General features: G+C 66.8%; 15 protein-coding genes, 1 tRNA gene and 6 pseudogenes. 3 read left to right on the top strand and 19 right to left on the bottom strand.

All coding sequences use genetic code 11. The annotated features are described in order from the left end of the window. Positions 1-74: 74 nt before the first annotated feature. On the top strand, positions 75-1,340 hold the full coding sequence (locus QP181_RS16590) for a NupC/NupG family nucleoside CNT transporter (protein ID WP_333929218.1): 1,266 nt from the start codon (positions 75-77) through the stop codon (positions 1,338-1,340). A gap of 222 nt (positions 1,341-1,562) precedes the next feature. On the opposite strand, the gene QP181_RS16585 is transcribed toward QP181_RS16590, so the two are convergent. The 3 genes and pseudogenes from QP181_RS16585 to QP181_RS16575 all read right to left on the bottom strand — a co-directional run bounded on the left by QP181_RS16585 (position 1,563) and on the right by QP181_RS16575 (position 3,896). Then, complete coding sequence (locus QP181_RS16585) at positions 1,563-2,117, bottom strand: fasciclin domain-containing protein (RefSeq protein WP_333929217.1); 555 nt, start codon at positions 2,115-2,117, stop codon at positions 1,563-1,565. Between the two features lie 83 nt (positions 2,118-2,200). After that, positions 2,201-3,138 (bottom strand): annotated as a pseudogene (gene dapF / locus QP181_RS16580) (diaminopimelate epimerase). Between the two features lie 293 nt (positions 3,139-3,431). Beyond that, on the bottom strand, positions 3,432-3,896 hold the full coding sequence (locus QP181_RS16575) for a DUF6456 domain-containing protein (protein ID WP_333929216.1): 465 nt from the start codon (positions 3,894-3,896) through the stop codon (positions 3,432-3,434). A 98-nt stretch (positions 3,897-3,994) separates the two neighbouring features. Here QP181_RS16575 and QP181_RS16570 point away from each other — a divergent pair, with 98 nt between their 5' ends. Then, the gene (locus tag QP181_RS16570; RefSeq protein ID WP_333929215.1) at positions 3,995-4,555 is read left to right on the top strand and encodes a helix-turn-helix domain-containing protein; all 561 of its coding nucleotides are present in this window, start codon (positions 3,995-3,997) and stop codon (positions 4,553-4,555) included. Between the two features lie 5 nt (positions 4,556-4,560). Here the strand turns inward: QP181_RS16570 and QP181_RS16565 are convergent. From QP181_RS16565 to QP181_RS16535, 8 genes and pseudogenes are all read right to left on the bottom strand, one after another. After that, positions 4,561-4,636 (bottom strand) — tRNA-Val (locus QP181_RS16565). 63 nt (positions 4,637-4,699) lie between these two features. Beyond that, complete coding sequence (locus QP181_RS16560) at positions 4,700-5,518, bottom strand: MarR family winged helix-turn-helix transcriptional regulator (RefSeq protein ID WP_333929214.1); 819 nt, start codon at positions 5,516-5,518, stop codon at positions 4,700-4,702. Between the two features lie 223 nt (positions 5,519-5,741). Then, entirely contained in the window at positions 5,742-7,013 is a 1,272-nt protein-coding gene (locus QP181_RS16555; RefSeq protein ID WP_443027562.1) for an NAD(P)(+) transhydrogenase (Re/Si-specific) subunit beta, read from the bottom strand. Beyond that, on the bottom strand, positions 7,013-7,228 hold the full coding sequence (locus tag QP181_RS20130) for an NAD(P)(+) transhydrogenase (Re/Si-specific) subunit beta (protein WP_443027561.1): 216 nt from the start codon (positions 7,226-7,228) through the stop codon (positions 7,013-7,015). The genes QP181_RS16555 and QP181_RS20130 overlap by 1 nt, the downstream gene beginning before the upstream one ends. 145 nt (positions 7,229-7,373) lie before the next feature. Further along, a complete protein-coding gene (locus tag QP181_RS16550; protein ID WP_187503849.1) occupies positions 7,374-7,694 on the bottom strand; it encodes a proton-translocating transhydrogenase family protein in 321 nt (106 codons plus the stop codon). A gap of 121 nt (positions 7,695-7,815) precedes the next feature. Then, positions 7,816-8,037: pseudogene (locus tag QP181_RS16545) on the bottom strand (endonuclease domain-containing protein); the annotation flags it as partial. A gap of 104 nt (positions 8,038-8,141) precedes the next feature. Then, positions 8,142-9,263: an NAD(P) transhydrogenase subunit alpha gene (locus tag QP181_RS16540; RefSeq protein WP_333929213.1), complete on the bottom strand. Its 1,122-nt coding sequence runs from the start codon at positions 9,261-9,263 to the stop codon at positions 8,142-8,144. 4 nt (positions 9,264-9,267) lie between these two features. Beyond that, positions 9,268-9,393: pseudogene (locus QP181_RS16535) on the bottom strand (aa3-type cytochrome c oxidase subunit IV); the annotation flags it as partial. Positions 9,394-9,544: 151 nt separating this feature from the next. Between QP181_RS16535 and QP181_RS16530 the strand changes: the two are divergent. Further along, positions 9,545-10,959: pseudogene (locus QP181_RS16530) on the top strand (sigma-54-dependent transcriptional regulator). A 39-nt stretch (positions 10,960-10,998) separates the two neighbouring features. Here QP181_RS16530 and QP181_RS16525 read toward each other — a convergent pair. The 8 genes and pseudogenes from QP181_RS16525 to glmM form a co-directional block, all read right to left on the bottom strand. Next, the gene (locus tag QP181_RS16525) at positions 10,999-11,436 is read right to left on the bottom strand and encodes an META domain-containing protein (protein WP_333929212.1); all 438 of its coding nucleotides are present in this window, start codon (positions 11,434-11,436) and stop codon (positions 10,999-11,001) included. Between the two features lie 462 nt (positions 11,437-11,898). Next, positions 11,899-12,783, bottom strand: coding sequence for a bestrophin family protein (locus QP181_RS16520; protein WP_132742392.1), 885 nt, complete (start codon positions 12,781-12,783; stop codon positions 11,899-11,901). Between the two features lie 80 nt (positions 12,784-12,863). Next, positions 12,864-13,921: pseudogene (gene folP, locus QP181_RS16515) on the bottom strand (dihydropteroate synthase). Positions 13,922-14,140: 219 nt separating this feature from the next. Further along, positions 14,141-15,280 carry a site-specific DNA-methyltransferase gene (locus tag QP181_RS16510; RefSeq protein ID WP_333929211.1) on the bottom strand — a complete coding sequence of 380 codons (1,140 nt, stop codon included), beginning with the start codon at positions 15,278-15,280 and terminating at the stop codon, positions 14,141-14,143. A 176-nt stretch (positions 15,281-15,456) separates the two neighbouring features. Beyond that, positions 15,457-16,095, bottom strand: coding sequence for a ribonuclease HII (gene rnhB, locus QP181_RS16505; RefSeq protein WP_333929210.1), 639 nt, complete (start codon positions 16,093-16,095; stop codon positions 15,457-15,459). Next, a pseudogene (gene thiD, locus QP181_RS16500) lies at positions 16,083-16,942 on the bottom strand (bifunctional hydroxymethylpyrimidine kinase/phosphomethylpyrimidine kinase). The gene rnhB and the pseudogene thiD overlap by 13 nt, the downstream one beginning before the upstream one ends. A gap of 318 nt (positions 16,943-17,260) precedes the next feature. Further along, a complete protein-coding gene (locus QP181_RS16495; RefSeq protein ID WP_120300812.1) occupies positions 17,261-17,476 on the bottom strand; it encodes a DUF1272 domain-containing protein in 216 nt (71 codons plus the stop codon). Next, the gene (gene glmM / locus QP181_RS16490; RefSeq protein ID WP_333923861.1) at positions 17,476-18,816 is read right to left on the bottom strand and encodes a phosphoglucosamine mutase; all 1,341 of its coding nucleotides are present in this window, start codon (positions 18,814-18,816) and stop codon (positions 17,476-17,478) included. The genes QP181_RS16495 and glmM overlap by 1 nt, the downstream gene beginning before the upstream one ends. Positions 18,817-18,839: the final 23 nt, after the last annotated feature.

Genomic DNA, 18,839 nt, shown 5'->3' with positions numbered 1-18,839 from the left:
ACGCCGCTCGCGTGTCATGTCGGTCGCTTGCGCAGCCGGGGGCCGCGCGTGTCAGTCAAAAATGCAGGGCGTCCATGGAAAGACTAGTCATCGGCCTTGCAGGCATCGCCGTCATCCTCGGCATCGCCGTGCTGCTGTCGAGCGACCGCCGCGCGATCCGCCTGCGCATCGTCGGCGCCGCGTTCGCGTTGCAGGCCGGGATCGCCGTCCTCGTGCTGTATTCGAGCTTCGGCAAGGTGGTGCTCGGCGAGATGTCCGGCGGCGTCGCCAATTTGCTCGGCTATTCGCAGAAGGGCACCGAGTTCCTGTTCGGCAAGATGGCGACGCCCGAAATCGGCGGGCAGAGCTTCGCGATCGCCGCGTTGCCGGTGATCATCTTCTTCGCCAGCCTCGTCTCGATCCTCTATTATCTCGGCATCATGCAGTTCGTGGTGCGCTGGGTCGGCGGCGGGATCGAGAAGGTCATCGGCGTCTCCAAGGTCGAATCGCTGTGCGCCGCCGCGAACATCTTCGTCGGCCAGAGCGAATCGCCGCTGGTGATCCGGCCGTATCTGGCGGGGCTGACCCCGGCGCAATTATTCACGGTAATGACCAGCGGCATGGCCGGCGTCGCGGGCACGATCCTCGCGGCGTATGCGTCGATGGGGATCCGCATCGATTACCTGCTGGCGGCGAGCTTCATGGCCGCGCCGGGCGGGATCCTGATGGCGAAGATCATCATGCCCGACCGCGTGATGCCACCCGAAGGCGAACTCGCGCTCGGCGACCTGCCCGGTGAATCGTCCGCGGGCGAACCGATGCCGCAGGCCACGCATGACGATGAGAAGCCCGCCAACCTGATCATGGCGGCCGCCCAGGGCGCGCAGACCGGCGTGCGGCTGGCGGTGGCGGTCGGCGCGATGGTGCTGGCGTTCGTGGCGCTGGTGGCACTCGCGAACGGGTTGCTCGGCGGGCTCGGCAACATGATCGGGCTCCCGGGGCTGAGCTTCCAGGGGCTGCTCGGCTATGTCTTCGCGCCGATCATGTTCCTGCTCAACGTGCCGTGGAGCGAGGCGGGGATCGCCGGCGGGCTGTTCGGGCAGAAGATCGTGCTGAACGAATTCGTCGCCTATATCTCGCTCGGCACGCAACAGGGCCTCAGCCCTAGGACGATCGCAGTCATCACCTTCTCGCTGTGCGGGTTCGCGAACTTCTCGTCGATCGCGATCCAGATGGCGGTGACCGGCAGCCTCGCGCCGAACCAGCGGCCGATGATCGCCAAGCTTGGCCTGCGCGCGCTGGCCGCGGGCAGTCTGGCCAACCTGATGTCAGCCGCGCTAGCAGGCCTGCTGATCGGCTGATCGTGTATCCTCCCTGCAAGGGGAGGTGGCAGCCGCTTGGCTGACGGAGGGGTATCGCCCCCTCGACAGCGCACCACCCCTCCGTCTGGCTGCGTCAGCCACCTCCCCTCACAGGGGAGGAGAGAAACCGCAAACGCAATCGGGCCCGCCACCTTCCGGCGGCGGGCCCGACGACACTGCCTCGCGGGGGGACGCGAAGCAGCTATCTCGCGGGATGGCCGATTACGGCAGCATCACCGTGTCGATGACGTGGATCACGCCATTCGACTGCATGACGTTGGCAATCGTGACGCGGCCCTTGTGGCCCTTGCCGTCCATGATGCCCCAGCCGGTGCCGGACTTCATGAACATCAGCGGCTCGCCCTGCACGGTCGTGTAGGTCGCGGTGCCGCCGTTCGCCTTTGCCTTGGCGGCGATGTCGGCGGCGGTGATCGTGCCGGGAACGACGTGATAGGTCAGCACGGCGGACAGCTGCGCCTTGTTCTCGGGCTTGAGCAGCGTGTCGACGGTGCCGGCGGGCAGCTTCTTGAACGCGGCGTTGGTCGGTGCGAACACCGTGAACGGACCCGGGCCCGACAGCGTCTCGACCAGGCCGGCGGCCTTCACCGCAGCAACGAGCGTGGTGTGATCCTTCGAATTGACAGCGTTTTCGACAATGGTCTTGGTCGGATACATCGCGGCGCCGCCGACCTTCGGATTGGTCGGGGCGGCAACGATGGCGCTACCGCTGACGGCGATGGCGGCGGCGACGATCGCGGTACGAAACACGTGATTCATGGCTTTCTCTCCTGCACGGCGCCGGTCGTCCGACGCTTTCGCGGAGAGATACGGCCGGATCGGAAGAATGATGCAGCCGCGTTTCAGATCGTTGCGATCAGCCTGTTCCACGCCGCGATCTCGTCGTCGTTGCGCTGCGTGATCGTCAGATCGCTGGCCGTCGCCGTCGCGAGATCGACGTCGATCGAGCCGCGCCATTCGAACGTGGCATTGCCCGACAGCGTGACCATCGCCGCCTCGCTAGCCTCGGCGCGGACGAGGCCGCCCTTGTTGAAGACGGTGGTCGGCTTGTCGTAGGCGATCCGCCCGGTCAGGCACGCGGCATAGGTCGACGCCGCCATCGCGCTGCCGCAACTGTCGGTGAGGCCAACCCCACGTTCGAAGGTGCGGACGAACAGGTCTGCACCCCGAACCTCGACGAAGCTGACGTTCGCGCGGTTGGGAAGCCAATCGGGGCGGCCTCGCACGTCTCGCCAACGCGGACGAGTTCGGTCTCGTCGATCGCATCAACGAAGGTCACGAGATGGGGGTTCGGCATGGCGACGGCGGTGAAGGCGCGGGCGGTCGGCAGGCCCGCGATCGACGTGTCGACGACGCGGTCCGCGCCGACCTCCATTGGCCAAGCAGCAACATCGAGCGACGCGGGCCCCGCGATCTCGCGCACGGTGAACACGCCCGGCGCGATGTCGCCGTCGTGCACGACGATCGCATCGCTGGTCTTGAGCAATGCCGTTGCGGTTTCCGTGCCGGTCGCCGCGAACCCGGCACGCGCGACGCATCGCAGGCCGTTGAGGCACGTTTCGGACTCGCTGCCGTCGGAATTGAACATCCGCATGCCGAAGGCGCGTGTCTCGTCCCCGCCGGTGAGCAGAAGCAGCCCGTCGCCACCGACCGGCCCGTCCCGATCCGCGAGGGCGCGCGCGACGGCCGCCCAGGCTGCATCGTCCAACGTCGACGCCCGCGCGTCGATCAGGGGGAAGTCGTTGCCGGAGCCGTGGCATTTGATGAGGTCGAAGCGCATGTCCCCCATTTAGTGCTGCGTGGCCGGCAAAGCGAGTGGGCGGATCGGCGCGCGAGTGTAGTCCTGTTTGTGGGGAGACTAGGCGAAGGACTTCGCTGCCGGTCCTTAACATCGGCCACAAGAAGCCCGCGGCCTGGATCGTCGACCTCACGATCCTCCCCCGCAAGGGGGAGGTGGCTGGCCTTTGCCAGACGGGGGGAGGAAAGGGAGCACGTCCGTTGCGCGTCCTCCCCCTCCGTCACCTTCGGCGCCACCTCCCCCTTGCGGGGGAGGATCGAATAGTCCGCCGCCTACTACCCAATCCCGTAATGCGCGGCCAGGCGGTCGAGCGCGAGCGTTAACACCAGCCGCCCTGCCCGCGCCGGCCAGTGCAGCGCCTTCTCCGCCGCGGGCAGCCCCTCCCCCGCGCAGACCACGCGCCACAGGATATCCGCGAGCCCCGGCCCCGCCGCCGCGATCGCATTGTCGAACCGGCGTTTCGCCGCGATCTGCGCGGACGTTGGATCTAGCCCATCATGGCCGCCTCCATCGACTCGCTCCACCCAGCGCATCGTCACGCTCGGCGCGATCGACGCGCGTTCGTAATCGGCGCGCAACCGTTCCCCCGCCGCGAACTGCCGAGTGTCGACGAGTCCGCGCGACCGCAGCCACCCGAGTGGCGATTCGGCCAGATTGACCGTTACCGTTCGCCCGCGCCGCGCCCCCGATAGCTGTGGAACGCCCTCCGAATCGATCGATCGTTCCGCCAGCTCGCGCATCCGTCGTCTCCCGTTGTCGCTCCACGCCAATAGTGCCGGTTGCCATATCGGCATGGTTGTAGGACAGAGTAATAACCTATCTGGTTTGGAGCCCTCCGATGATCACCGCCATTCGCGAAGTCCGCCGCGCCAAGGGCCTGACGCTGGAGGATGTCGCGCGGCGCTGTGTTCCGCCGACGACCGCGCAGACGATCGGCCGGCTGGAAACGGGCACGCGTACCGTATCGGTCGGCTGGCTCAACCGGATCGCCGCGGCGCTGGGCGTCGAGGCAGGCGATCTCGTGACGCTGCCCGACCGCGCCGACCTGCCCGTCACCGCGATCCTCGACGGCCGCGGCGTCCACGCGCCGCGCCGGACGACGACCGTGCCTCCACCGCAGGTCGCACCCGGCCAGATCGCGGTGACCGTGGCGGGCGGGATCGGCGACTACCGCGCGGGCGACGTGATCTGGTGCGCGATGCTGGCGCCGGAGGGCTTCGCCACCGCGCTCAACCGCGACGTGCTCGTCCCGCAACCGGCTGGGCGGTTCGCGTTCGGACGCCTCACAGGATGCGACGGCAGCGTGACGGTATTGCCGCCGGGCACCGGCACGAAGCCGCTGGCCATCGCGGACCCGGGCTGGATCGCGGTCGCTATGCGGCTGGTCCGCGAACTGTAGGAAGGTGGTGGGCGATGACGGGCTCGAACCGCCGACATTCTCGGTGTAAACGAGACGCTCTACCAACTGAGCTAATCGCCCCCTCTCGGGTAGGAGTGCGATGCCAAAGCCGGACGGCCGGGGCAAGCTAAAAGGCGCGGGCCGTCACGGAATCCGCAGGTCGGCGCCCCTGGTGGCCACGATATACCCGCGCATCGCCTCGCTCGCGCGGTCGGAGAGCACCATGAACGCGCGCCGCCGGTCGTGCATATCGGGGCGGCGTTCGAACAGCCCCGTGTCGGTCATCCGCGCGATCCAGCGCAGCGCGGTGGTCGGCGCGACCGCGGCGGCGATGCACAGGCTCGACACCGACACGCGGCCACGCTCGAGTTCGGCGGCGTAGAGATCTAGCAGCATGTCCCAGCCGGGATCCTCGAACAAGGCGGTGCCGAAGAACTGATCGCGCAACCGTCGCGCACGGATGGCACGCCGGACGTCGGCGGCGCTCGGCTCGGCCAGCGATGGCGGCGCGCCGTAGCGGTTCGTCCGATCGCCGACGATCGGCGCGGCGGGGGCATCGCCGTCGATCTCCGCACGGGTCAGCCGGGCAAGCGCTTCGGCGATCCGCGCGACCTCGGTGTTCAATCGCTCAAGCCGCGTACCGTCGGTCTCGCGCGTGACATCGAACACCCCCGCCGGGCTGCGGACGCGCTCGGCGGCGACGACGATCGCCGCGATGCAGTCCGCGACGCTCGGATCGACCAGCAGGATCGTCCCGCCACCAAGCGTTGCCGCCGCGACCGTGTCGATCTGGTCGCCCCCCATCGCGACCACCAGCCCCGCCTCCAGCACGACCGCGCGCTCGACGATCCGCGGCAGATGTTCGGCAAGGATTGCAACGTCCACCCCCGCGGTCTCGACCACGATAACCTGCGGCGTGGCATGCAGGCCGAACGGCGCCTGCCAGTCGATCCTCGCGACCACCCGCCCCCCATCGCGGCAAGCGCGGCGGCGAACCGGTCGGGCGCGTCGGGCGCTGCAACAAAGACCGCGGCGATCCCGGTATCGTAGCGCGTGTCGTCAGCATCGCCGTCCGGTAGGATCATGATCATCTCCGCTGTGTCGCGAAGACTAACCTCGATCATCTCCGGATTTACACTCGAACTGGATCGACTTCGGTTGGATTGGGCGCCCGCCCATGCGAGACCTAGTCGAGCGCCTTGACGATATCCTCGACCATTTTCTTCGCGTCCGCGAGTAGCATCATCGTATTGTCGCGGTAGAACAGGTCGTTATCGACACCGGCATAGCCAACGCCGCCCATCGATCGCTTGATGAACAGCACCGTCTTGGCCTTTTCGACGTCGAGCACCGGCATGCCGTAGATCGGCGAGGACTTGTCGGTCTTGGCGGCGGGGTTGGTCACGTCGTTCGCGCCGATCACGAACGCGACGTCGGTCTGCGCGAACTCGCTGTTGATATCCTCCAGCTCGAACACGTCGTCATACGGCACGTTCGCCTCGGCCAGCAGGACGTTCATATGCCCCGGCATGCGCCCCGCGACGGGGTGAATCGCGTATTTCACGCGGACGCCCTCGGCCTTCAGCTTGTCGCCCATCTCGCGCAGGACGTGCTGCGCCTGTGCGACTGCCATGCCGTAGCCGGGGACGATGATGACTTGCTCGGCCTGGCTCATGAGGAATGCGGCGTCTTCGGCAGATCCGCGCTTCCACGGGCGATCGCTGGCTGCGGCGGGGCCACCGGCGTCCGAGGACTGGCCGAAGCCGCCCGCGATCACGCTGATGAAGCTGCGGTTCATCGCGCGGCACATGATGTAGCTGAGGATCGCGCCCGAGCTGCCGACCAGCGCGCCGGTGATGATCATCGCGCTGTTGTGCAGCGTGAAGCCCATCGCCGCCGCGGCCCAGCCCGAGTAGGAGTTGAGCATGCTGACCACCACGGGCATGTCCGCGCCGCCGATCGGGACGATCAGGAGGAAGCCGATGACGAAGCTCAAGACCGTGATCGTCCAGAAGATCCACGCCGACTGATCGGTGACGAAATACGCGATCAGGCCGAGGATGCCGGCGAGCAGCGCGATGTTGATGACGTGGCGACCGGGCAGCATGATCGGCTTGCCGCCCATGTTGCCGTTGAGCTTCAGGAACGCGATGACCGAACCCGAGAAAGTGATCGCGCCGATCGCGACGCCGAGGCCGAGTTCGATCCGGCTGACCGGATGGATGACCGCGAAGGGCTGGCCGATCAGGGGGATGACGAGGTCGGAAATGCCGAACGCCTGCGGGTTGAGGTACGCGGCGACGCCGACCAGCACCGCGGCGAGGCCGACGAGCGAATGGAAGGCGGCGACGAGCTGCGGCATCGCGGTCATCGCAATGCGGCGTGCGGTGACGAGGCCGATCGCGGCGCCGACACCGATCGCCGCGAGGATTTCAACAACGGTCGTCCAGTCGATCATCAGATCATGCGGATTGCCGGGGGCCATGCCTCCGAACGCAGCGGCACATGCGTCACCAGCGTCGTGACCACCGCAATCGTCATGCCGATGATGCCGAAGCGGTTGCCGCGCTGGCTCGACGCGGGGCTCGACAGTCCGCGCAGCGCGAGGATGAAACACACCCCCGCGACCAGATAGGCGAGCGATGCCCAGGGGCTGACCGTCAGTTCATGCATCGTCCATTCCCCTAATCCTCCCCTGCAAGGGGAGGTGTCGCGCAGCGACGGAGGGGTGACGCGCTCTCGATAGCGCGATACCCCTCCGTCAGGCTCGCGCCTGCCACCTCCCCTTGCAGGGGAGGATCGTATGTCGGCCGCCGACTCAGCCCTTCGCAACGGGCCGTTCCTTCTTCTTGTACATCGCCAGCATCCGCGCGGTGACCGCAAAGCCACCGAAGATGTTGATGCTCGCCAGCACGACGGCGAGCAACCCGAGCGCCTTCGCGACACCCGACCCGGCACCGATCGCCCCCAGGACCGTCGGCGCCGCGGCGGCGATAAGCGCGCCGACGATGATCACGCTCGAGATCGCGTTGGTCACCGCCATCAGCGGCGTGTGCAGCGCCGGCGTGACCGCCCACACCACGAAATACCCGACGAAACACGCCAGCACGAAGATCGACAGGATTGCGATAAAGTCCATTATTCCTCCCCGGCACGGGGAGGGGGACCAGCCGCAGGCTGGTGGAGGGGCTGGCCGCGGACGATACGATCATCGTCACCACAGCCTCGATATCCCTCAGCACGTCGCCTGCCGCCACTCGCAGCACCCGGTAGCCATTCTGCTCAAAAAACTTGTCGCGCTCGGCGTCGCGCAGGGGTCGGTCGCCGCGCCCGTGGAATTCGCCATCTACCTCGACCGCGAGCTTCGCGGCGGCGCAGTAGAAGTCGCAGACGTACAGCCCGATGGGATGCTGGTGGCGGAACCTAAAGCCGGTCTTCTGTCCGCGGAGATGCTCCCATAGGAGCACTTCCGGGAGGCTCATCTCTCGGCGCAGTCGACGCGCGAGCGACACTTCGGGGCGTAGCATGTGCGGAACGCCCCCTCCACCGGCTGCGCCGGTCCCCCTCCCCGTGCCGGGGAGGATTATCATGAGGACAACCGCGGGTTCACGATCTTGCCGCCCTGCGTCAGCCGCACCGCGTCGCCGATCTCCGCGTCGAGTACGGGTTTGCCCGCCTCCTTGTCCCAGAAGGCGTTGAGGAAGTTGAACAGGTTGCGCGAGAACAGCGCGCTGGCGTCTGCCGCCAACCGCGAGGGCACGTTTCGGTGGCCGACGATCTTGACGCCGTTCACCACGACCACTTCGCCCGCGACCGAGCCCTCGACATTGCCGCCCTGCTCGACCGCAAGATCGACGATCACCGAGCCCGGCTTCATGCTGGCCACCTGCGCCGCCGAGATCAGCCGCGGTGCCGGACGCCCGGGGATCAGCGCGGTGGTGACGACGATGTCCTGCTTGGCGATATGGCCCGACACCAATTCGGCCTGCGCCGCCTGGTATTCGGGGCTCATCTCGCCGGCGTATCCGCCCGTCCCTTCGCCCTCGATCCCAGCGACCGATTCGACGAAGATCGGTTTCGCCCCAAGCGACTGGATCTGCTCGCGGGTCGCGGCGCGGACATCGGTCGCCGACACCTGAGCGCCCAGCCGTCGTGCCGTCGCAATCGCCTGGAGACCGGCGACACCGACGCCCATCACGAATGCCTTCGCCGCGGAAATCGTCCCCGCCGCGGTCATCATCATCGGAAACGCGCGACCATATTCGGCCGCGGCGTCGAGCACCGCCTTGTAGCCCGACAGGTTCGACTGCGACGACAGGATATCCATCGACTGCGCGCGCGTGATGCGCGGCATGAACTCCATCGCCAGCGCTTCGTACCCGGCCGCGGCATAGGCTTCGACCCGGTCTCGCTTGCCGAACGGATTGAAACTGGCGACCACCCACGCCCCCGACGATACGCCGACGAGCGTCGCGGGATCCGCCGCCTGCACGCCGAGCACGATATCCGCCCCCGCCAGCGTCGCCGCACGGTCGCCGACCGACGCACCCGCATCGGCATAGCCAGCATCCGCGATCGACGCGGTCTCGCCCGCCCCGGCCTCCACCGCCAGCACCGCCCCCAGCGCGATGAACTTCTTTACGGTTTCCGGCGTCGCGGCGACCCGCCGCTCGCCGTCCGCTTGCTCTTTCAGGACGGCGATCTTCATGATGTTACGAAATCAACCAGATCACGAGCGCGACGACCAGCGCGCACCCGACCGAGCCCCATTTCATCATCCCCGTCACGCTCGAATAGGTCGCGACGTGCGCCTTCATGTCTCCGTTGCCGGCCATGGTTCGTGCCCCTGTCTTTTGGCCCCAATCTGCGGAGCGCCATCCTCTATGGCACCGACCTTAACCCGCACATCCGGGATCGCCAAGCACGACATTTAAGGCGCTCTTTACTAGCCTGCGCTATTGCACGTGCCGGAACGGGACAGGATTCGCCATGACGCGCAACGGCCAGCGCCTAGTATTATTGATCGACGACGAGCCCGCACAGCGCCGGCTGGTGGCGACGCTTGCCGCGCGTGGCGGCTGGCGTGCGGTGTTCGCGACCGATGGCGAGATGGCGATCGCCACGCTCGGCACGCAGGACGGGATGCAGCTCGATGCGATCCTGCTCGATCATTCCGCCCCCGATGGCGACGCGACCGCGCTGATCGCCGAACTGCGCGAACGTCGCCCCGCGCTGCCGATCCTGATGCTCACCGCCAATGGCTCGGTCGCGCACGCGGTCTCGGCGATGCGCGCTGGCGCAACCGACTTCCTGGTCAAGCCGCTCGCCCCCGACCGCGTGCTCGCCGCGCTGGAGGCGGCGATCGCCGGCACCGCGGCGGGCGAACTGCGCCCGCTCACCGAAAAGATCCCCGCCCTGCTCGCGTTCGACGAGATCGTCGGCTCCTCCCCCGATTTCCGCGCCGCGCTGGCGATCGCGGCCAAGGCGGCCGCGCGCGCGTCGCGGTGCTGGTCGAGGGCGAGAGCGGGGTCGGCAAGGCGGTCGTCGCCGAGGCGATTCACGCCGCCTCGCCGCGCGCCAAGAAGCCGATGATCACCGTCAATTGCGCGGCGATGCCCGCCAATCTGATCGAATCGGAACTGTTCGGCCATGAGGAAGGCGCGTTCACGGGCGCGTTTGAGCGCAGGATCGGCCGCTTCCACGATGCCGATGGCGGCACCTTGTTCCTTGACGAGATCGGCGAGATGCCGCTCGAGGCGCAGGCCAAGCTGCTCCATCTGCTCCACACCGGCGAGGTCCAGCCGATCGGCGCGCGGCATGCGCGCGACGTCGATGTCCGCGTAATTGCCGCAACCAACCAGCGGCTGCTCGACGAGGTCGAGGCGGGGCGGTTCCGCGAGGACCTGTATTACCGGCTGAACGCGGTACAGGTGACGATCCCGCCGCTTCGCGAACGCACCGGCGACATTCCCGCGCTCGCTCGCCACCTGCTCGCGCGGATCGCCGAGCAACCGGGGCTACGGCCGCTCGGGATCACCGACGCCGCGCTGAAGCTCCTCGTCCAGTACGACTGGCCCGGCAATGTCCGCCAATTGCAGAATGCACTCTTCCGCGCCGCCGTGCTGTGCGAAGGCGCCGCGCTGACCGAAGAGGATTTTCCGCAGATCGCCGCGCTCGGCAACCGCCAACGCGGCCCTGCCGCAGTTGCAGCGGGCGGCGGCGGCGTCACGCTGTTCCGCCCAGACGGCAATTTGCGTGCGCTCGAGGAGATCGAGGCCGACGTCATCCGCCTTGCGATCGGCCATTACCGCGGCCGCATGACCGAAGTCGCCCGCCGCCTCGGCATCGGCCGCTCGACTTTGTACCGCAAGCTAAGCGACCTAGGGATCGACAACGCCGCATGAGGCAAAACGGGATGGCGACCGCCCTGCCGTCGGAATAGCCTATCCCAGGCTTGGACAATCGAGATTGCTCGAATTGTCGTTTGTGCAGCCGATTGTACGTTTCGAGTCGGATGTTCCTGCTGGCACCAGTTCCGCAACGCCCCCGTCCGAAAACTTGATGTGCAACGTCCTCCCTTGCAGCGACCATGCATTCGCCATGCGCATCTTTCGCCAGAACCGATCGGCGACCTCGGTTGCGCGGCTGTCGAGGCATCCGACCACCGTAGTAATCGTCGCTTCGGTCCGATCGCGTTTGAACGCACCTGCCTTGCCGGATGGGCCCGAAAACCACTTGAGCTCGCTGCCGCCGACATCGTTACAGACGGATGTTCCCCCGACGCCGTGATCGGCCAGGAACTGAATGGTCGCCGTTTCGGGGCGGGCGCGGTGCACAGATTTGCCGTCGAGCTGGCGAAGCGCCCATACCTTGTTGGTCACCTCGGTTCGTGAAGTTGGCTGCTCGACGGCGGCTAATCCGCCACACCCTGAAACGGCCATGAGGACGAAAGCTGGCCATCGGAAGGCCCGAAGAACGCCAGCGTGCGGCATCGCCCAAACGGCGCCGAGGAAGATAAGGCCTTGGGTAGCATTATCCGCGTCAGGTCCGTTTTCGCCGGTTCTGACCCGCTGCCAAGACGACGACTGCGGTCGACAGAAGAATACCGGAAACGAGCACACCGACCGAAAGCAGTCCGACAGTCGTCATACGGGCATCGAATGTCACACGGGGTCCGATGTGGACCGACACTTCGGCAGCGGGATAACTCCCGCCGCCGCTTCGTTCGATATGCTGCGATTTCGCCATGCGTAAAACTGGGCTGTAGTTCGCCGTTGGACAAGTCATTTTACGTGCCGTCGACCTGACGGTCTTGCCGCGACAGCCGTCTGCCGCGGTTCAAATTACCAGAGCACACCCTTGTCGGGCGTCAACGGCTCGGGTGCGGGATCGCCGATCGCCTGGAGCAAGTCGATCTCGATCGTCCGGCACATCGCGTTGAGCGGCACGTCGTGGATCGTGTCCGCGAACGGATCGACCAGATCGTCGCCGATCTGCAGCACGGCGAGGAACATCAGCCCGGCGATCGTCGAACCGACCGGGGTCGCATAACCGAGCGTCTCGACCAGGCCGATCGGCAGCAGCACGCAGAACAGCCGCGTGAACAGGCTCGGGAAGAAGCGGTATTGATTGGGCAGCGGCGTGTTCTTGATCCGCTCCATGCCGCCTTGCGCATTGGCGATGTCGACCAGGATCGCCTCGAACTGCGTCTGCTGGATGGTATCGATCCAGCCGTTGCGCCGCGCGATGTCGATCCGGCGGCCGGTGCCGTCGAGCAGGCCGTTGGCGATGTTCGTACGCTCAAGCGCAAACGACGCCTCTTCCTTCGACAGGAATCGCAACACCTCGGGCGGTGCGGGCTGCTTGCGCAACTGACAGCGCAACGCATTCACATACGCGATCTGGCGGAGCACGATGGTCCGCTTCATGTCGTGGCCCTCGGGCTCGGGCAGCATGTTGCGCGCCATGCGCGCGAGGTTGCGCGAGGCGTTGATCATCAGGCCCCAGAGTCCGCGGCTTTCCCACCAGCGCTGATACGCCGAATTATCGCGGAAGCCGAGGAACAGCGCGAGCGCGGTGCCGAAGAGGGTCAGCGGCAAGGCCGGCGCGTGGAACGGCAGGACGTAATAGGTGATCGTGACGATCACGTCCCAGACGAAGAGGCCGAGCAGCGGGCGCCAAACCTCGCTCAGGATCTGACTGAGGCGCGGTGTTGCAGTGACGATCAAACGAAAGCTCCCTTGTTTAATGCGCTTTTAATGCGCGAAGAGGCGTTTCGCTGCAATGCAGCGCCAGTTACCGTCGACGATCAGCCCCCGACGAGCGACTGATCGCGCAGGCCACGCCAGATCTTAACCGCCTGGACCGTCTCGGCGACGTCGTGGACGCGCAGGATCTGGACGCCCGCATCCGCCCCTTTCAGCGCCAGCGCGAGCGAACCGGCGAGCCGCTGGTCGACGGGCGCTTCGTTCGAGAGTGCGCCGATCAACCGCTTGCGGCTCGCACCGAGCATGATCGGGCAGCCGAGGCCGTGGAAGATCGCGAGACCATTGAGCAGCGTGAGGTTCTCGGCGAGCGTCTTGCCAAAGCCGATGCCGGGGTCGACGATGATCCGCGATCGCTCGACGCCGCCCGCGACGACCGCGGCGATGCGCGCTTCGAGCCAGTCGAACACGTCGGTCAGGACGTTGGTGTAGCCGCCGTCGCCGTGTCCGCCCTTTTGCGGGTCGGGCGAGTGCATCAGCACGACCGGACAGCGGCTTTTCGCGACCACGTCGAGCGCGCGGTCGTCCCACAGAAGCGCGGCGACGTCGTTGACGATATGCGAGCCGGCGGCGAGCGTCGCCTCCATGACCGCCGCCTTGCGCGTATCGACCGAGACGATCGCGCCGGCGCGCGCGAGGCGTTCGACGACGGGGACCAGGCGCGCGATCTCGTCGCCTTCCCAGACCGCGGCGGCGCCGGGGCGGGTGGATTCACCGCCGACGTCGATCAGCGTCGCGCCGGCGGCGGCCATGTCGATCCCGGCAGCCGCGGCGGCGGCGGGGTCGTCGACATGCTTGCCGCCGTCGGAGAAGCTGTCGGGGGTGACGTTGAGGATGCCGGCGACGATCGGCTGATCGAAGCGGAGCGTGCGTTCGCCGAGTTGGAGCGCAGCGCGGGGGCGGTGATGGCCGCGTGGAGGTGGGCGGCGCGCTCGCCTAGCGTGGCGACATCGGCGACGGGGATGGTGCGGCGGTTGCGGCCTTCGATCACTTCATAGGCGGCGAACCATTGCATCCCGCCCGCGAGGCGCGCGACGCTGCCGTCTTCGTGGCCGATCGGGGTGTCGACGAACTGGACGGGGCGGAGGTGGGGGCTGGTCATCGGCGTGATCTACTCCAGTCCATCCACTCCGCGAAAGACGTTGCGCTCGCTAACCGTCACGTTCGCCGGACCGGCACGCAGCCAAACCGGTACGTTTGCCAAGACCCGTCATCCCAGCGAACGCTGGGATCTCCCGCCGCATCCGTGGCGCGTCGTTGCGGGAGACCCCAGCTTTCGCTGGGGTGACGGTTTAGTCTTTGCCGGGGTGGCAGTTCTGGCTCAGACCGTGGTCGCCAGCAGATACGTCTGGCGGAGGTCGTCGATCGGCTTCAGGCCCTTGTCGCTTTCGTAATGCCAGAAACTCCAACCGTTGCAGGCGGGGGCGTTCTGGAGCGTCGAGCCGAGCTTGTGGATCGAGCCGATCGTGCCGCAGTCGCTCAGCAGCGAGCCGTCCGCGCGGATCGTCGCGCGCCAGCGGCGCTTCGGATCGGTCAGCACCGCGCCGGGGACGAGATACGCGTTCTCGACGAGGACGCCGAACGCGACCTTGGGCTGCGTGCGCGGACTCATCATCGTGCGGATCGCCGATTCGTCGAGCGGCAGCGCGGCTTCGATCCGCTCGTGTGCGGCCTCGATATAGTCGCCCTCGCGGTCGATGCCGATCCAGCTGCGACCAAGGCGCTTGGCCACCGCGCCGGTCGTGCCGGTGCCGAAGAAAGGATCGAGCACGACGTCGCCGGGCTCGGTGCAGGCGAGCAGGATGCGGTACAGCAGCGCCTCGGGCTTCTGCGTTGGATGCACCTTGGTGCCGTTCTTCTTGAGCCGCTCGGCGCCGCCGCAGGTCGGGAACTCCCAGTCGCTGCGCATCTGGAGCTCGTCGTTGAGCGTCTTCATCGCGCGGTAGTTGAAGTGGTATTTCGCCTTCTCGCCCTTCGACGCCCAGATCAGCGTCTCGTGCGCGTTGGTGAAGCGGGTGCCGCGGAAGTTGGGCATCGGGTTGGTCTTGCGCCAGACGATGTCGTTGAGGATCCAGTAGCCGAGATCCTGCACCGCCGCGCCGACGCGAAAAATGTTGTGGTAGCTGCCGATGACCCAGAGCGAGCCGTCGTCCTTGAGGATGCGGCGCGCTTCCTTGAGCCAGGCGCGGGTGAACCGGTCGTAGGCGGCGAAGGTGTCGAACTTGTCCCAGTCGTCGGTGACGGCATCGACGTGGCTGCCGTCGGGGCGGTAGAGTTCGCCGCCGAGCTGCAGATTGTAGGGCGGGTCGGCGAAGATCATGTCGATCGAGTTCGACGGGAGCGCCTTCATGTGCTCGATGCAGTCGCCACGCAGGATCTGGTCGAGCGGAAGGACGGCTTGAACCGCCGGCTCCGCTGTCTTCTTCGCACGCGGCCGTGCGATCGTGTCGATCAAACCCATGTTTTCCGCCCCTTATCGACGCTCATAGCGGCGGAATTGTCCGACTCCGTCAAGCAAACATTCGTTAACGGCGTTTCGGTGCGATTCCGTCGCTGCGACCAATCGAGTCGGCTTCGTCCAGATGTTGAGTCGTGGGAGACTCGCGGCTCAAGCCCTTGGGGTGTGGCGCGAAAGACTCAGCTCGTCGTTTCCTTAGCGAAAAGTCCCTCGCGCGCCAGATAGGCGGCGGCGACAGGCGCAAAACTGCGGCGGTGAATCGGCGTGGGGCCGTGATCGCGAAGCGCCTTCATGTGGTGCGCGCAGCCGTAACCCTTGTTCGAATGCCAGTTATATTCGGGGTGGACGTCGGCGGCGGCGATCATGATGAGGTCGCGCGTTTGCTTGGCGACGATCGAGGCGGCGGCGATCGACAGCGACTTCGCGTCGCCGCCGACCAGCGGCGTGGCGGGGTAGGTCCAGCGGGGCAAGCGGTTGCCGTCGACCAAAACGTGGCCGGGGGCCTGGCCGAGTTCGATCGCCAGCGCGTCGACCGCGAGCGTCATCGCCTTCATCGTCGCCCAATAGATGTTGAGCGTGTCGATCTCGTCCGGCTGGACGATGCCGATGCCGACGATCGCACAGCCTTTCAGGCGCGCGCAGAGCCTCTCGCGCTCGGAGGCGGAGAGCTTCTTTGAATCGTCGATGCCGCGGGGGACACCTTTTGGCGGAAGGATCACGGCGGCGGCTACGACTGGCCCCGCGAGCGGGCCGCGGCCGGCTTCGTCGACACCGGCGACGGGGCCGATGCAGAGCTTTTCGTGTTTCATGCCGGGCATCGGGTGTCTTTCAACTGGTCGTACGGGCTGGTGCCGAGTGCGTGGCCCATCGGGCCGTGCCCTGTACCCAGCCCCGGCGCCTGCGCAAGCGCTGCGCGGACGAACGCAATGGCGCGCTCGATTGCGTCGGCGAGCGTCATGCCTTGGGCGAGGCCGGTCGCGATGCCGCTGGCGAGCGTACAGCCGGTGCCGTGCGCATGGCGGGATTCGATGCGGGGGTTGGTCCAGCGGGTTTCGCCGATGTCGGTGACGAGGCGGTCGGTGATGTGGGGGCCTTCGGCGTGACCGCCTTTTATGAGGACGGCTGGGCCTAGTCCGCGGATTGCGGCTTCCCCGCCGAGCGCTGCGAGTTCGGGGAGGTTGGGGGTAACGAGCGTGGCGATCCGCATGAGGCGGGTGAAGGCGGCGATAGTGGCGGCGTCGGCGAGGACGGAGCCGCTGGTTGCGATCATCACCGGGTCGAAGAGGATGGGGATGCGTGCCGAGTGATGGTGCTCTGCCCTTCCTGTTCTCCCGCGAAGGCGGGAGTCCAGTCTGGGCTCCCGCCTCCGCGGGAGAACAAGGAGGTCAGGTAGTCGGCGACGGCATTGGCGGTGTCTGCCGAGCCGATCATGCCGATCTTCACTGCGTCTACGCCGATGTCCGAGACGACAGATTTGATCTGCGCGAGGACCATGTCGGTTGGGATCCGATGGACTGCCTGAACGCCGAGCGTGTTCTGTGCGGTGATCGCGGTGACGGCGGTCATCGCATGGCCGCCGAGCATGGTGACGGTCTTGATATCCGCCTGGATGCCGGCGCCGCCGCCGGAATCCGAGCCGGCTATTATGAGGATTCTGGCAGTCATTGGAGGTCGGCGGAAAAAGTGAAGTATAGGAAGTGTAGACGCTCGCACGGTTTCGTTTGGGCGCCGTTTGGGGTCGCTGATCGGGGTTTGGCGCGGTTGGCGGTCATATGCTGGGCTATGTCATACCTGGTGAGATGTAGGACGGGGGTATGCCCCTTTACCACCCCGGCGGAGGCCGGGGCCCAATTGGGAAGGGCAAAGTAACGGAGCGATGCCCTTGGTTAGCACCGTCCCCCCATTTGGGCCCCGGCCTTCGCCGGGGTGGTAGAAGGGTTAAAGTGGCCGAAAGGAGCCAGGTGGCGCCTAATCGAACGGCGCCTAGTGCCGCCTGCCCGCTGCTGGCTTTTGCGGCGGTGCCTCGCCCAGCCTTGTCGGGCGGTCGAGCAGTTCGCCACCGCAGTTCGGACAACGCTCGTCGAGCGCATCCGCGCATTCCGCGCAGAAGGTGCATTCGAACGAGCAGATGAACGCGCCGGGTGCATCGGCGGGCAAGTCGGTCGTGCAGCGTTCGCAGGTGGGGCGCATCTCCAGCATCAGGCGGCGGCCTTCCGGACGGCGTCGCAGATCCGGTCGACGACGCGTTCGACCTGGGCGAGATCGTCGCCCTCCGCCATCACGCGGATCACCGGTTCGGTGCCCGACGGGCGGATGACGAGCCGGCCCTTGCCGGTGAGTTCGGCCTCGGCTTCGGCGATCACCGCCTTGACCGCGTCGTGATCGAGCGGCTTGCCGCCCGCGAACCGGACGTTCTTGAGCAGCTGCGGCAGGGGCTCGAAGCGGTGGAGGACTTCGCTAGCCGGTGCGCCCGAGCGCTTCACTTCAGCAAGAATCTGCAACGCCGCGACGAGGCCGTCACCGGTCGTCGCATAATCGCTGAGGATGATGTGACCCGATTGTTCGCCGCCGACATTATAGCCGCTGGTGCGCATCTTCTCGAGCACGTGGCGATCGCCGACCTTGGTGCGGACGAGGCCCAGGCCCTGCGCGGCGAGGTGACGCTCCAACCCGAGGTTGGACATCACCGTCGCAACCAGCCCGCCACCCGCGAGCCGGCCCTGCCGTGCCCAGCTTGCCGCGATCGTCGCCATAAGCTGGTCGCCGTCGACGATCGTGCCGGTCTCGTCGACGACGATCAGCCGGTCGGCGTCGCCATCGAGCGCGATGCCTATGTCCGCGCCGCTGGCGACCACCGTCTCGGCAAGCGCCTGTGGGGCGGTCGAGCCGACGCCGTCGTTGATGTTGGTGCCGTTGGGCGAGACGCCGATCGCGACGACGTCCGCGCCGAGTTCCCACAGCGCCGACGGTGCGACCTTGTAGGCGGCGCCGTTCGCGCAATCGAGCACCACGCGCATGCCGTCGAGGCGGAGATTCTCGGGGAAGGTCGACTTGGCGAAATGGATGTACCGCCCCTGCGCATCGTCGATCCGACGCGCACGGCCGATCTGGCTGGAGGGCACGAGCGGGATATCGCCGTCGATCAACGCCTCGATCGCCGCCTCGGCTTCGTCGGACAGCTTGTAGCCATCGGGGCCGAACAGCTTGATGCCGTTGTCCGCGTACGGGTTATGGCTCGCGGAGATCATCACGCCGATATCCGCGCGCATCGACTGGGTAAGCATTGCGACCGCGGGGGTTGGCATCGGCCCGACCATGACAACGTCCATGCCAACGCTGGTAAAGCCCGCGACCAACGCCGATTCGAGCATGTAGCCGGACAGTCGCGTGTCCTTGCCGATGACGACGCGGTGGCGGTGATCGCCGCGCTGGAAATACGCGCCCGCCGCCATGCCGACCTTCATCGCCATCGCCGCGGTCATCGGCGCGGTGTTGGTGGCCCCACGAATGCCATCGGTGCCGAAGTATTTTCTTGCCATCGCGTCCGCTTTCCGTCCCGTAT

The organism is Sphingomonas sp. LR55 (genome assembly GCF_036856015.1).
Classification (GTDB): Bacteria; Pseudomonadota; Alphaproteobacteria; order Sphingomonadales; family Sphingomonadaceae; genus Sphingomonas.
Note: the sequence above shows the minus strand (reverse complement) of the source record. Positions and strands in the feature narration are given on the sequence as shown.